This is a genomic window from Enterobacter sp. DN (assembly GCF_046054285.1).
Classification (GTDB): Bacteria; Pseudomonadota; Gammaproteobacteria; order Enterobacterales; family Enterobacteriaceae; genus Enterobacter; species Enterobacter hormaechei_C.
The window spans coordinates 46,660-59,552 of sequence record NZ_JBJJTG010000005.1 but is presented as its reverse complement, the minus strand read 5'-3'; the positions used below and the strand labels follow the sequence as shown (position 1 = coordinate 59,552).

Below are 12,893 nucleotides of genomic sequence, written 5' to 3'. Positions count from 1 at the left end.
AGGAGCTAAAGATGTTTACACCCCCATTTATTCTGTCGATTGCCGGCGGCGGTAGCACCTACACGCCAGGTATTGTGAAAAGCCTGATGGTACGTCTGCATGATTTCCCTCTGGCAGAGATCCGCCTGTATGACATTGACGAGGCGCGCCAGAACACCATTGCGCCCGTGGTGGAGAAGGTTATTCGCGACCACAGCCAGAGCATCAAATTCACCGTCACCAGCGACCCGGAAGTGGCCTTCAGCGGCGCGCATTTTGTTTTTGCCCAGATGCGCGTCGGACAGTACAAAATGCGCGAGCAGGATGAAAAGATCCCGCTGCGCCACGGGGTGGTCGGCCAGGAAACCTGCGGACCCGGCGGGCTGGCATATGGCCTGCGTACTATCCTGCCGATGGTAGAGCTGATCGATCGGGTGGAACGCTACGCGCACGAAAAGGCGTGGATCGTGAACTACTCCAACCCGGCGGCGATTGTCGCTGAGGGCGTGCGTCGCCTGCGCCCCAACGCACGCGTGCTGAACATCTGCGATATGCCGGTTGCCGCGATGCGCAATATGGGCGCCATTCTGGGCGTGGATCGCCATAAACTGGAGGTGGACTATTTTGGCCTCAATCACTTTGGCTGGTTTACCCGCGTGCGGGTGGACGGCGAGGACAAGCTGCCGGAGCTGCGTAAACATATCGCGAAGTTTGGCCTGCTGACGGAAGATGCCGCGAAAACCGACCCGCAGCACTCGGATCCGTCGTGGGTGAAAACCTGGCGCAACATCAAGCCGATTATGGATAACTTCCCGGAGTACCTGCCGAACCCGTATCTACAGTACTACCTGATGCCAAACCAGATTGTGGAGCATCAGAACCCTGACTATACCCGCGCCAACGAAGTGATGAACGGGCGTGAGAAAAAGCTGTTTGCCGCCGCCGAAGAGTACCAGCGCACCGGAATTTTACCGGACGCCTTCCACGTAGGTGTTCACGGCGAATTTATCGTCGATGTCGCCTGCTCACTGGCGTTCAACCTGCGCCAACGCCATCTGGTGATGGTGGAAAACCGCGGGGCGATTACCAACCTGCCGTACGATGCGGTGGTGGAGGTGCCTGCCTATATCACCTCCGAAGGGCCGGAGCCTGTCCGCGTGGGTCAGGTACCGCTGTTCCACCAGACGCTCCTGCAACAGCAGCTGGCCTCTGAACAGCTGCTGGTTGAGGCAACCATCGAAGGCAGCTACGAGAAAGCGTTGCAGGCGTTCACTCTGAACCGCACCGTGCCGACCATGGAGCACGCGAAAGCGATTCTGGATGAGATGATCGAAGCCAACCGCGACTACTGGCCTGCGCTGCAAAAGGCCTGGCAGGACGGTGAAGCGGTGAAAAAATAGGGGCTTGCTCGCGAGTTGAACGTGGTTAGCTTGTCGGTGTCAGAAAAAACACCGACAATCCTTTTTTACGGAAAAGAATGGAGGCAACCATGTCCACCTCATATTTTGTCGCTGCCGACTGGCTGATTGAGCACGGCGACGACCCGGAAGTTCAGATTATCGACGCGCGCATGGCCCCTCCGGGCCAGGAGCATCGTGACGTTCCCGCTGAATACCGTGCAGGGCACCTGCCTGGCGCGGTATTTTTTGATATCGAAGCCCTCTCCGATCACACCTCTCCCCTGCCGCACATGCTGCCTCGCCCGGAAGCGTTTTCCGTGGCGATGCGCGAGCTGGGCATCAGCAAAGATAAACATCTTGTTGTTTACGATGAAGGTAATCTGTTTTCCGCGCCGCGAGCGTGGTGGATGCTGAAAAACTTCGGCGTGGAAAAGGTATCGATTCTGGCGGGCGGACTTGCAGGCTGGAAGCGCGACGAACTACCGCTTCAGCAGGGTGACGTCACGCTGCCGGAAGGGGAATTTGATGCCACGTTTGACGCTAACGTGGTCAAGCGCCTGACCGACGTGCTGGTCGTGAGCCACGAAAACACGGCGCAAATCGTCGATGCGCGTCCCGCTCCACGTTTCAACGCAGAAGCGGACGAGCCGCGTCCGGGACTGAAACGCGGACATATCCCGGGGGCGCTGAACGTACCGTGGGGCGATCTGGTGTTTGAAGGCGAGCTGAAAACCACCGATGAATTGCGTGCCATTTTTGAACGTCAGGGCGTGGATTTGCATCGTCCGGTTATTGCCAGCTGCGGCTCCGGCGTGACGGCCTGCGTGGTGATCCTGGCGCTGGCAACCCTTGGCGCGAATGACGTGACTCTGTACGACAGTGCCTGGAGTGAATGGGGTGCACGGGACGATCTGCCGGTTGAACCGGCGAAATAATGGATAACCGCCTGGCAACGCTGTTAACGCGCGGGTCGTCGCTGACCCGCTCGGAGTATCGCGTCCTCGCCCACCTCACTGAGCATCCATTGCTGGTGGGCAACATCACGGTGCGCGAGCTGGCGCAGGCGACATTTGTCTCTACCGCGACGATTATGCGGCTGTGTCAGAAGCTGGGGTTTAGCGGCTTTAGCGAGTTTATCTGGCACTGCAAGCAGCTGCTTTCTGACACGCCGCATATCACCGTACAGCCTGAGCAACATGCGGAAATGCCCGCGCTTTTTGCCCGGTTCATTGCCAACTATCAGCAGACCTTCCAGTGGGTCACTCAGAACAAACGCCAGCAGTTTGCCAGCCTGCTGCGCCAGAAAGAGAGCTTCTTTCTCTACGGCGCCGGGTTTTCGTACCTTTTTGCCGAGTACCTGACCAAGAAGTTGCAGGTGCTGGGAAAAACGGCATTCATCTCCGGGCCCGGAGACAGCCGGAATATTTTTCTCAGCAACGCCGCGCGCTATCAGGTGTTTATTGCCGTTTCGCGCAGCGGCGAAACGGAGCAGGTACTGGATAAAGCGCGGATCGCCAAAAACGTCGGCATGACGATCGTCGCGTTTACCCGCGCGTCGGCCAATACGCTGGCGGGTATGGCGGACGTGCATTTTGCCCTCTATGACGAAGCGGTACATTTCGCCGCCGAAGCCGCAGGGGTGACGTCGTTTGAGTCGAATCTGGTGCTGCTGATGGATTTACTGCTGCTGGAAGCAACGGGGTGAAGGTCACCCCGCCGTAATCAGATAATGCGGTTGGTCTTGAGATCGCGCAGGAAGCCGCCCCAGCGACGCTCGTAGAACGGGGTGATGTGCTCGGTAATAAAGTGGCTGATCCCCTTCTCACCTTTCTTCACCTGACAGATATCAATCGGCTCATCGCCCGGCAGGGTGTCGGTTGCCACGCTTCCCGCTGCCTGGATGATCTCGTCGATATCGCCGTCGGCCTCAATCCCTATCAGCAGAACAGGCTTTTCGTCAGCGCTCTCTTTGATGGAGCAGAGGAACGCGCGCTTCACCGGCTTGATGGTTTTAAACAGCGTGGTCAGGGAGTCAATCATCTGCGCGGGCGGCTCGGCCACTTCAGACAGCAGCAGCGTTTCGCCCCCTTCCAGCACTTCCTGGGTGCTGAGCGGGTTGCCCTCTTCACCCAACAGGTGGCTGATTTCGCGCGGAGTAAACTCTTTTCCGGTCGGTAATTTAGCGTTGAGGAACAGCGTCTGCCCCAGCGTCATTTCGAACAGGGTACGCACCGGCATCACCACAAATGCCTGTTCGTCTTCTACCGCTTCCTGCAAGGCTTCCAGGGAGGTAAAGAACGGGATCACCGACGTGCCGTCGTCTTTCTCCCAGTGCAGCAGATCCAGCGCGCTGTCTTCGACAACCTGCTCCCCTTCCGCCGCGGTGCCCGGCACCCAGACGGTGGATTCCAGCAGCGTGCGGAAAAAGGCCGGACGGTGGGCGGGTTCGGTCGCCGCCTGCTCCAGCAGGGTTTCTAATTCGTTTTTGGTTTCTGACATAGTTTGGCTACTTCAAAAAACGCCGGGTGGCGCTTCGCTTACCCGGCCTACAAAACCGTAGGCCCGTGCAAGCGCAGCGCCGCCGGGCAATATGATGACTCCGAAGGCGCACGTAAGCGTAGCGCTACCCGGCAAAAAAGATCACTCAGCCGTCAGCAGGTTCGCCACGGTACGCACGCCCAGACCGGTCGCACCCGCAGACCACTGCTCAACCGCCGCTTTACGGTAGGTTGCGGAGCAGTCAATGTGCAGCCAGCCTTCATGGTAGTTCTCAACGAAGTGAGACAGGAAGCCTGCTGCGGTGCTTGCACCCGCCGGGTAAGCCGCGCTCGCGGTGTTGTTCAGCTCGGCAAAGTTAGACGGCAGCTGGCTGCGGTGGAACTCGGCCAGCGGCAGACGCCAGAACGGCTCGTTTTCCGCCGCCGCGCTGGCCAGCAGGCGAGCGGCCAGCTTGTCGTCGAAGCTGAACAGGGCGTGATAGTCGTTACCCAGCGCCGTTTTCGCCGCGCCGGTCAGGGTCGCCATGTCGATAATCAGCTCCGGCTTCTGCGCAGAGGCGTCGATCAGGCCATCGGCCAGCACCAGACGGCCTTCGGCGTCGGTGTTCATCACCTCAACGTTTTTACCGTTGCGGTAGCGAATGATGTCGCCCAGCTTGAAGGCGTTACCGCTCACCATGTTATCCGCGCAGCACAGGTAGAGCTTCACGCGCTTGTTCAGGCCACGGGTGATGGCGAAGGCCAGCGCGCCGGTAATGGTCGCCGCGCCGCCCATGTCGGACTTCATGGAGTCCATGAATGCGCTCTGCTTCAGGCTGTAGCCGCCGGTGTCGAAGGTAATGCCTTTGCCCACCAGGCAGGCAAAGACCGGCGCCTCTTTATCCCCGGTTGGGTTGTAATCCAGCGCCAGCAGGACCGGAGGACGCTCTGAACCACGGCCCACGGTATGGATACCCATGTAGTTCTGCTCGCGCAGATCTTCACCTTTGGTGATGCGGTAAGACATCTTGTCGCCCGCCACGCCGCACAGCAGGTCAACCGCGCGCTGCGCCAGCTGCTCAGGGCCTAACTCTTCCGCCGGGGCGTTGATGGTGTCGCGCACCCAGTCGATGATTTGCAGGCGGCTTTCCAGCTCTTTCTGACCGGCTTCATCGAGGTTCGCCCACTCGATTTTGCGGGTGCCTTTCGGGCCTTTGTAGCCTGCCCAGAACGCCCAGCTGCGGTCGGTGTCCCAGCCTTCGCCTTCCAGAGACACATGCTTAATGCCCAGGCCGTCAATTTTACGCGCGGCGCGCTGGATCAGGCCCAAATCATCGTTGCCCGTCAGGTGCAGGGTAATACCGTCGTTGTTAATGCTGTAGGTGGCTTTCTCGCCCCAGCGCGCGTCAGCAGGCTGATTCGAGAGCGTAATCTTCATCGCTTCGGTCATTTTATTTTTCCTTATTAGCAACTAGCAAACGGGCCGCCTGAAGGCAGCCCGTTTATGTTATCTATTCTGCTTCATCTAACCAGACTAACAGAATCGCCTCCAGAATTTTTTCATTGGATGCGTTAGGATCGTCGTCAAAATCTTCCAGATCGCAAATCCACTGATGCATGTCTGTGAATCGTACGGTCTTCGGATCGAGATCCGGGTTCGCGTCGTAGAGCGCCTCGCCGATTTCACGGCTGTCTGTCCACTTCAGTCCCATATCAATGCTCGCGTGCGTGGTTGATGGTGTAACGTGGGAACTCCACGACCAGATCTTCATCGGTCACCGCGGCCTGGCAGCTTAAGCGACTGTCGGGCTCCAGACCCCATGCTTTGTCCAGCATGTCGTCTTCGTCTTCGGTGCTCTCTGCGAGAGAGTCGAAACCTTCACGCACGATGCAGTGGCACGTTGTGCAGGCACAGGATTTTTCACAGGCGTGTTCCACTTCGATACCTGCACGCAGGGCTACATCGAGAATGGTTTCACCGGTCTTCGCTTCCAGAACAGCGCCATCCGGACAGAGGTCCGCATGAGGCAAAATTACAATCTTTGGCATATTAAACCTCGTCCACGGACTGGCCTTTCAGCGCGACGCGGACAGATTTGTCCATGCGGCGAGCAGCGAAGTCCTGGGTTTGTTTATCAACGTTTTTAATGGCTTCTTCTATTGCGTCAGCGTCATTGCCTTCGGCGACTGCGCTTAAGCGCGCGGCAGCGTCGTCAATCACCTGGCGCTCAGCGGCGCTTAACAGCGCGGCATCGGCAGCGAGCGCGCCGTTCAGGCTTTCCAGCACGCGTGCGGCTTCCACTTTTTGTTCGGCCAGCATACGCGCCTTCACATCCTGCTCGGCGTAGCTCATTGAGTCCTGAATCATGGAGGCGATTTCGCCATCGGTCAGGCCGTAGGACGGCTTCACCTGGATGGACGATTCCACGCCGGTCGATTTTTCCATCGCCGTGACGCTCAGCAGGCCGTCCGCATCCACCTGGAAGGTGACGCGAATATGCGCCCCGCCCGCCGGCAACGCCGGAATTCCGCGCAGCGCAAAGCGCGCCAGAGAGCGGCAGTCCTGCACCAGCTCGCGCTCGCCCTGCATCACGTGGATGGACATCGCGGTCTGGCCGTCTTTGAAGGTAGTAAACTCCTGCGCGCGCGCCACCGGAATGGTGGTGTTACGCGGAATGACTTTCTCCACCAGGCCGCCCATGGTTTCTAAACCCAGAGACAGCGGGATGACGTCCAGCAGCAGCATTTCGCTGTCCGGCTTGTTGCCGACCAGGATATCGGCCTGGATAGCGGCGCCCACGGCAACCACTTTGTCCGGGTCGATAGAGGTCAGCGGCGTGCGGCCAAAGAATTCGCCCACGCGCTCGCGCACCAGCGGCACGCGGGTTGAGCCGCCAACCATGACCACTTCCAGCACCTCGCTGGCCTCCACGCCCGCATCTTTCAATGCGCGACGGCAGGCCAGCAGGGTACGCTTAACCAGAGGCGCGATCAGTTCGCTGAACTGATTGCGGGTGATCTCACCCTGCCAGCCCGCAACGTTAACCGTGACCGATTGCGCGTCGCTCAGGGCGATTTTGGCGTCGATGGCCGCATCCAGCAGTTCACGCTGTACGCGCGCATCGCTGCGATCGCTGATGCCCGCCTGCTCGCGGATGTAGTCTGCCAGCAGATGGTCGAAGTCATCGCCGCCGAGCGCGGAATCCCCGCCGGTCGCCAGCACTTCGAACACGCCGCGGCTCAGGCGCAGGATTGAGATATCAAACGTCCCGCCGCCGAGATCGTAAACCGCAATCACCCCTTCCTGACCGGAATCGAGGCCGTAGGCAATGGCCGCCGCCGTCGGTTCGTTCAGCAGACGCAGCACATGCAGGCCCGCCAGACGCGCGGCGTCTTTGGTGCCCTGACGCTGTGCATCGTCGAAGTAGGCCGGAACGGTGATTACCACGCCGTCCAGATCGCCGCCAAGCGTCGCCGTGGCGCGCGCCGCCAGCGCTTTGAGGATGTCAGCGGAAACGCGAATCGGGTTCAGCAGACCGGCAGACGTCGCGATCATCGGCAGGCCGTTTTCGCTGGCCTGTAGCTGATACGGCAGATGCGGGTAACGGGTCTGGATATCAGCCAGCGAGCGGCCCATCATGCGCTTAACCGAGCTGATGGTATTGGCCGGATCGCGCGCGGCGTTGGTGCGGGCATCAAACCCGACCGCATGCCCCTGCTGCTGGTAGTGGACCACGGAAGGCAGCAGATGGCGGCCCTGCTCGTCAGCCAGCGTTTCCGCCTGGCCGCTGCGCACGGTCGCCACGAGGGAATTGGTGGTGCCCAGGTCAATACCGACGGCCAGACGACGCTGGTGCGGTGCGGCGCTTAAGCCTGGCTCACTAATTTGTAATAAGGCCATAATTGCTTCCGGAATTAAAAATCGAGCAGCTTTTCTTCGAGTTGTTCAGCACTGCTGCGCAGTTTATCGAGAAAACGGAGTTTGCGCACAGTGTCTGCCGCCACGTCCCAGGTCTCGTTGTTCAGTTGCTCCACCATCTGCTGATGGCGGGTATCGAACATGCCCTTTACGCGCGTGATAAAGCTTTCCAGGCGTGCTTCGTCTTTAGCCTGTTCAATTTCATCCAGCTCTTCGCGCAGCTCCAGCTGTTCCATCAGAAAGGCGGTGTCGCGCACGGTATGCTGTTCGCTCGCCAGATCGAAACCGTGGAGCGAGAGCAGATATTCTGCACGCGCCAGCGGATGACGCAGCGTTTGCCAGGCCTGGTTGATGGTTGCGGAGTGTGATACCGCAGCCAGCTGCTCTGCCTGCGTCCCGCTGGCGAATTTATCCGGATGGTACTGACGCTGGAGATCCTGAAAACGGACCGTCAGCGCCTGGAGATCGATCGGGTATTGAGCGGGTAGTCCGAAGAGAGTGAAGTAATCCATAACAATCTCAGGGGTAGCCTGTTAGAACAAACCCCACGCGTAGCAAAGCCACGGTGGGGTTTCGGATGACGCGCGGTTAAACGTGGAAGCTTTCGCCGCAACCACACTCGTCTTTGACGTTCGGGTTCGTGAATTTGAACCCTTCGTTCAGGCCTTCTTTTACGAAGTCCAGCTGAGTGCCGTTGAGGAATTGCAGGCTTTTGCCATCGACCACCACCTTCACGCCCTTGTCTTCAAACACGGTGTCATCAGACGCCGGTTCGTCAACAAACTCCAGTACGTAAGCCATACCAGAACAGCCGGAGGTACGTACGCCCAGTCGCAGGCCAAAGCCTTTACCACGGTTCGCCAGAAAAGAGCTTACTCGCGCGGCAGCGCTGTCGCTAAGGGTAATCGACATACTCAAACCTCAATTATTTTGCTTCACGTTTGCTTTTGTAATCCGCAATGGCGGCTTTGATCGCGTCTTCTGCCAGAATTGAGCAGTGAATTTTCACTGGCGGCAGTTCGAGTTCTTCAGCAATATCCGTGTTCTTGATTGCCTGTGCTTCGTCCAGAGACTTGCCCTTCACCCATTCGGTGACCAGGGAGCTGGACGCGATAGCTGAACCGCAGCCGTAGGTCTTGAAGCGCGCGTCTTCAATGATACCTTCATTGTTGACTTTAATCTGCAACTTCATCACGTCGCCACACGCTGGCGCGCCAACCATACCGCTACCGACAGATTCATCGCTGTTGTCAAAAGAGCCAACGTTGCGCGGGTTCTCGTAATGATCGATAACTTTTTCGCTGTATGCCATGATTGAATTCTCCTTATGTACCGATTAGTGATGTGACCATTCAATGCTGTTCAGATCCACGCCCTGCTTGAACATTTCCCACAGTGGAGAAAGGTCGCGCAGACGGCCGATGGAGTTACGGACCAGCTTGATGGTGTAGTCAATCTCTTCTTCGGTAGTGAAACGACCTAAAGAGAAACGGATAGAGCTGTGTGCCAGCTCGTCAGTCATACCCAGCGCGCGCAGCACGTAGGATGGCTCCAGGCTTGCAGACGTACAGGCAGAACCGGAAGAAACCGCCAGGTCTTTCAGCGCCATGATCAGCGACTCGCCTTCAACATAGTTGAAGCTGACGTTGAGGATGTTTGGCGCGCCCTGCTCGAGATCGCCGTTCAGATACACTTCTTCCATATCTTTCACGCCGTCCCACAGACGGTTACGCAGCGTACGCAGGCGTGCCATCTCGGTTTCCATCTCTTCTTTTGCAATGCGATACGCTTCGCCCATGCCCACGATCTGGTGAACAGGCAGCGTACCGGAACGCATGCCGCGCTCGTGACCACCGCCGTGCATCTGTGCTTCGATGCGGATACGTGGCTTACGACGAACGTACAGCGCGCCGATACCTTTCGGACCATAGATTTTGTGACCGGAGAAGGACATCAGGTCCACTTTCAGCTGGCTCAGGTCGATAGGCAGTTTGCCCACGCTCTGGGTCGCATCCACGTGGTAGATGATGCCGCGCGCACGGCACATTTCGCCGATGGTTGCGATGTCCTGCACAACGCCGATTTCGTTGTTAACGTGCATGATGGAAACCAGAATGGTGTCATCACGCATGGCCGCTTCGAGCTCTTTCAGGTCGATGATCCCGTTGCTCTGCGGTGCGAGATAGGTCACTTCAAACCCTTCACGCTCCAGCTGACGGCAGGTGTCCAGCACGGCTTTGTGTTCGGTTTTGCTGGTGATGATGTGCTTGCCTTTTTTCTGATAAAAGTTGGCAGCACCTTTGATCGCCAGGTTGTCGGATTCGGTCGCACCGGAGGTGAAAACAATTTCACGCGGGTCGGCACCGACCAGGTCAGCAATCTGATTACGGGCGATATCAACCGCCTCTTCAGCATGCCAGCCAAAACGGTGTGAACGGGAAGCTGGGTTACCAAAGTTTCCGTCCAGGGTCAGACACTGCATCATTTTCTCGGCAACACGCGGGTCCACCGGCGTGGTTGCGGAGTAGTCGAGATAAATCGGTAATTTCATTGCTCTATAAACTCCGTACATCGCTTCAATGCAAGGAATCAGGCAACCGGCTGGATGTACGACCGAGTACACGGGGCGAGCTAACGCCCCGGCCTGATTCTGAAATACTTATCTTTTTATTACGCGCGCAGTTTAACGTCGATGGCGTCTTGCGTGCGGGTGCTGCGTTGTGATTCATGGCTTTGCTGACGACCCGACACGTCCAGAACTTCCTGGTTATTCACCAGTTCACCCAGGGTGATGTTGTTCAGGAAGCCGGTCAGACGGTCGCTCAGATCGCGCCACAGCGCGTGGGTCAGGCACTTATCGCCGCCCTGGCAGCCGCCTTTACCCTGGCAACGGGTCGCGTCAACGGATTCGTCAACCGCGCTAATCACTTCGCCAACCGCTATACTGCCCGCGTCTTTACCCAGCAGATAACCGCCGCCCGGGCCACGAACGCTGGACACCAGTCCATTTTTACGCAGTCTGGAGAACAGCTGTTCCAGGTAAGAGAGGGAGATCCCTTGTCGTTCAGAAATATCAGCCAACGGAACCGGGCCCGCTTCAGAGTTGAGCGCAACGTCCAGCATCGCGGTCACGGCATAACGCCCTTTAGATGTCAGTCTCATGTCTTACTTAACCTCAAACTCGCCCCTGCCCGGGGTTTTTTATTGTAAAATGGGGGTATTGCATAGCAGGGCCAAGTCTGACATTCCTGACTAAATTGGTCAACTATTTACTTGACTGTTTTAGTCAGGTATTTAACCTTCTGTGCCGTATTTTTTGCCCGGCGGCGCTGCGCTTGCACGGGCCTACGGGCTTTGTAGGCCGGGTAAGCGCAGCGCCACCCGGCGAACACACTGCACTACTCTTTATTCTTCTGCTCAATCGACGCCAGAATCCCGCGCAGGATGTTCAGCTCCTGGCTTTCCGGACGCGCGCGGGTGAACATACGGCGCAGCTTGTTCATCACCTGGCCCGGGTGGCCTTCACGGATAAAGCCGGTTGAGAGCAGCGTCTGCTCCAGATGACCGTAGAAGCGCTCGAGGTCGTCCACCAGCGGGTAGGCCGTCTCTTCTTTAGGTTCGACCGGTTTCTCCTGCGTCGCCAGCCATGCCATGCGCACTTCGTAGGCGATCACCTGCACCGCCATCGCCAGATTCAGCGAGCTGTATTCCGGGTTGGCGGCAATCGCCACATGATAGTGACACTTCTGTAATTCCTCGTTGGTCAGGCCAACGCGCTCGCGGCCAAACACCAGCGCAACCGGCGCCTGTTCCGCTTCTGAGATGCTTTTCAGGCCGCATTCACGCGGGTCCAGCATCGGCCAGGGCAGCGTACGGGAGCGCGCGCTGGTCCCCACCACCAGGCTGCAACCGGCCAGGGCTTCATCCAGGGTGTCCACGATCTGCGCATTCCCGATCACGTCGCTGGCGCCGGCCGCCAGAGCAATAGCCTGAGAGTCTGGTTTCACCAGCGGATTCACCAGCCACAGGTTCGTTAAGCCCATGGTTTTCATAGCGCGGGCCACAGAGCCCATGTTGCCGGTGTGCGATGTTTCGACCAGCACGATTCGAATGTTTTGCAGCATAATTTTTAGATGTCTGGATTCAGTGTCTGAAGAATATTCGGGCATATTATCATAAACGAGAGACATAATCCGATCCCGCTGCTATACTCTGCGCCGATTTTCCTGTTCTTTAACATCCAGTGAGAGAGACCGATGCATCCGATGCTGACCATCGCCGTGCGCGCAGCGCGCAAGGCGGGTAATGTAATTGCCAAACACTACGAAACCCCAGACTCCGTAGAAACCAGCCAGAAAGGCAGCAATGATTTCGTGACGAACGTCGATAAAGCCGCAGAAGCGATTATTATCGAAACGATCCGCAAATCTTACCCGCAGCACACCATCATCACCGAAGAAAGCGGTGAACATGAAGGTACCGATCAGGATGTTCAATGGGTTATCGATCCACTGGATGGCACCACCAACTTCGTCAAACGCCTGCCACACTTCTCTGTGTCTATCGCAGTACGCATCAAAGGCCGTACTGAAGTCGCCGTTGTTTACGATCCAATGCGTAACGAACTGTTCACCGCGACCCGCGGTCAGGGCGCGCAGCTGAACGGCTACCGTCTGCGTTGCAGCAATGCACGCGATCTGGACGGCACGATTCTGGCGACCGGCTTCCCGTTCAAGGCGAAGCAGCACGCAACCACTTATATGAATATCCTGGGCAAGCTGTTCACCGAATGCGCGGACTTCCGTCGCACCGGCTCTGCTGCACTGGATCTGGCCTACGTCGCGACCGGCCGCGTTGACGGTTACTTTGAGCTGTCTCTGAAGCCGTGGGACTTCGCGGCGGGCGAGCTGATCGCTCGTGAAGCAGGCGCGATTGTTTGCGACTTCACCGGCGGCCATAACTATATGTCTACCGGCAACATCGTTGCAGGTAACCCGCGCGTTGTTAAAGCCATGCTGGCAAACATGCGTGATGAACTGAGCGATGCGCTGAAGCGTTAATTCAGTCTGTTAAGCCCGGAGGCGCCACGCTTACCGGGCCTACAACACGCCTCAGATA

The 12,893-nt window shown here is 57.8% G+C and carries 15 protein-coding genes; 4 read left to right on the top strand and 11 right to left on the bottom strand.

Annotated features, from left to right (window positions below; translation table 11 throughout):
• The first annotated feature begins 11 nt into the window (after positions 1 to 11).
• From ACJTMZ_RS13485 to ACJTMZ_RS13475, 3 genes are all read left to right on the top strand, one after another.
• Positions 12 to 1,379, top strand: a complete 1,368-nt coding sequence (locus tag ACJTMZ_RS13485) for a 6-phospho-alpha-glucosidase (protein WP_017692919.1) — start codon at positions 12 to 14, stop codon at positions 1,377 to 1,379.
• A gap of 89 nt (positions 1,380 to 1,468) precedes the next feature.
• Entirely contained in the window at positions 1,469 to 2,314 is an 846-nt protein-coding gene (gene sseA / locus ACJTMZ_RS13480) for a 3-mercaptopyruvate sulfurtransferase (RefSeq protein ID WP_110870228.1), read from the top strand.
• Positions 2,314 to 3,084 carry an SIS domain-containing protein gene (locus ACJTMZ_RS13475; RefSeq protein ID WP_252010740.1) on the top strand — a complete coding sequence of 257 codons (771 nt, stop codon included), beginning with the start codon at positions 2,314 to 2,316 and terminating at the stop codon, positions 3,082 to 3,084. The genes sseA and ACJTMZ_RS13475 overlap by 1 nt, the downstream gene beginning before the upstream one ends.
• A 17-nt stretch (positions 3,085 to 3,101) precedes the next feature.
• Here the strand turns inward: ACJTMZ_RS13475 and sseB are convergent, their stop codons facing one another.
• From sseB to trmJ, 11 genes are all read right to left on the bottom strand, one after another.
• Positions 3,102 to 3,878 (bottom strand): enhanced serine sensitivity protein SseB, encoded by a 777-nt coding sequence (sseB, locus tag ACJTMZ_RS13470; RefSeq protein ID WP_252010741.1) that lies wholly within the window; start codon positions 3,876 to 3,878, stop codon positions 3,102 to 3,104.
• A 141-nt stretch (positions 3,879 to 4,019) separates the two neighbouring features.
• Complete coding sequence (gene pepB / locus ACJTMZ_RS13465; protein WP_252010742.1) at positions 4,020 to 5,306, bottom strand: aminopeptidase PepB; 1,287 nt, start codon at positions 5,304 to 5,306, stop codon at positions 4,020 to 4,022.
• Positions 5,307 to 5,367: 61 nt separating this feature from the next.
• A complete protein-coding gene (gene iscX / locus ACJTMZ_RS13460) occupies positions 5,368 to 5,568 on the bottom strand; it encodes a Fe-S cluster assembly protein IscX (protein WP_003860650.1) in 201 nt (66 codons plus the stop codon).
• Position 5,569: 1 nt separating this feature from the next.
• Complete coding sequence (gene fdx, locus ACJTMZ_RS13455; protein ID WP_003860652.1) at positions 5,570 to 5,905, bottom strand: ISC system 2Fe-2S type ferredoxin; 336 nt, start codon at positions 5,903 to 5,905, stop codon at positions 5,570 to 5,572.
• A 1-nt stretch (position 5,906) separates the two neighbouring features.
• A complete protein-coding gene (hscA, locus tag ACJTMZ_RS13450; protein WP_032654486.1) occupies positions 5,907 to 7,757 on the bottom strand; it encodes a Fe-S protein assembly chaperone HscA in 1,851 nt (616 codons plus the stop codon).
• A gap of 14 nt (positions 7,758 to 7,771) precedes the next feature.
• Entirely contained in the window at positions 7,772 to 8,287 is a 516-nt protein-coding gene (gene hscB, locus ACJTMZ_RS13445) for a co-chaperone HscB (RefSeq protein WP_003860657.1), read from the bottom strand.
• 76 nt (positions 8,288 to 8,363) lie between these two features.
• Entirely contained in the window at positions 8,364 to 8,687 is a 324-nt protein-coding gene (gene iscA, locus ACJTMZ_RS13440) for an iron-sulfur cluster assembly protein IscA (RefSeq protein WP_003860659.1), read from the bottom strand.
• A 13-nt stretch (positions 8,688 to 8,700) separates the two neighbouring features.
• Entirely contained in the window at positions 8,701 to 9,087 is a 387-nt protein-coding gene (iscU, locus tag ACJTMZ_RS13435; protein WP_003860661.1) for a Fe-S cluster assembly scaffold IscU, read from the bottom strand.
• 24 nt (positions 9,088 to 9,111) lie between these two features.
• Positions 9,112 to 10,326 (bottom strand): cysteine desulfurase, encoded by a 1,215-nt coding sequence (gene iscS / locus ACJTMZ_RS13430; protein WP_003860663.1) that lies wholly within the window; start codon positions 10,324 to 10,326, stop codon positions 9,112 to 9,114.
• Positions 10,327 to 10,445: 119 nt separating this feature from the next.
• On the bottom strand, positions 10,446 to 10,937 hold the full coding sequence (gene iscR / locus ACJTMZ_RS13425; protein ID WP_148384570.1) for a Fe-S cluster assembly transcriptional regulator IscR: 492 nt from the start codon (positions 10,935 to 10,937) through the stop codon (positions 10,446 to 10,448).
• 236 nt (positions 10,938 to 11,173) lie between these two features.
• Positions 11,174 to 11,899: a tRNA (cytosine(32)/uridine(32)-2'-O)-methyltransferase TrmJ gene (gene trmJ / locus ACJTMZ_RS13420; protein ID WP_015572157.1), complete on the bottom strand. Its 726-nt coding sequence runs from the start codon at positions 11,897 to 11,899 to the stop codon at positions 11,174 to 11,176.
• 132 nt (positions 11,900 to 12,031) lie between these two features.
• Here trmJ and suhB point away from each other — a divergent pair, with 132 nt between their 5' ends.
• Complete coding sequence (gene suhB, locus ACJTMZ_RS13415) at positions 12,032 to 12,835, top strand: inositol-1-monophosphatase (RefSeq protein WP_003860668.1); 804 nt, start codon at positions 12,032 to 12,034, stop codon at positions 12,833 to 12,835.
• Positions 12,836 to 12,893 lie beyond the last annotated feature (58 nt).

Coding starts and splice junctions, on each gene's coding strand:
- sseB (WP_252010741.1), bottom strand. CDS start 3,878: ATGTCAGAAACCAAAAACGAATTAGAAACCCTGCTGGAGCAGGCGGCG.
- hscB (WP_003860657.1), bottom strand. CDS start 8,287: ATGGATTACTTCACTCTCTTCGGACTACCCGCTCAATACCCGATCGAT.
- pepB (WP_252010742.1), bottom strand. CDS start 5,306: ATGACCGAAGCGATGAAGATTACGCTCTCGAATCAGCCTGCTGACGCG.
- iscR (WP_148384570.1), bottom strand. CDS start 10,937: ATGAGACTGACATCTAAAGGGCGTTATGCCGTGACCGCGATGCTGGAC.
- iscU (WP_003860661.1), bottom strand. CDS start 9,087: ATGGCATACAGCGAAAAAGTTATCGATCATTACGAGAACCCGCGCAAC.
- ACJTMZ_RS13475 (WP_252010740.1), top strand. CDS start 2,314: ATGGATAACCGCCTGGCAACGCTGTTAACGCGCGGGTCGTCGCTGACC.
- iscS (WP_003860663.1), bottom strand. CDS start 10,326: ATGAAATTACCGATTTATCTCGACTACTCCGCAACCACGCCGGTGGAC.
- fdx (WP_003860652.1), bottom strand. CDS start 5,905: ATGCCAAAGATTGTAATTTTGCCTCATGCGGACCTCTGTCCGGATGGC.
- hscA (WP_032654486.1), bottom strand. CDS start 7,757: ATGGCCTTATTACAAATTAGTGAGCCAGGCTTAAGCGCCGCACCGCAC.
- trmJ (WP_015572157.1), bottom strand. CDS start 11,899: ATGCTGCAAAACATTCGAATCGTGCTGGTCGAAACATCGCACACCGGC.
- sseA (WP_110870228.1), top strand. CDS start 1,469: ATGTCCACCTCATATTTTGTCGCTGCCGACTGGCTGATTGAGCACGGC.
- ACJTMZ_RS13485 (WP_017692919.1), top strand. CDS start 12: ATGTTTACACCCCCATTTATTCTGTCGATTGCCGGCGGCGGTAGCACC.
- suhB (WP_003860668.1), top strand. CDS start 12,032: ATGCATCCGATGCTGACCATCGCCGTGCGCGCAGCGCGCAAGGCGGGT.
- iscX (WP_003860650.1), bottom strand. CDS start 5,568: ATGGGACTGAAGTGGACAGACAGCCGTGAAATCGGCGAGGCGCTCTAC.
- iscA (WP_003860659.1), bottom strand. CDS start 8,687: ATGTCGATTACCCTTAGCGACAGCGCTGCCGCGCGAGTAAGCTCTTTT.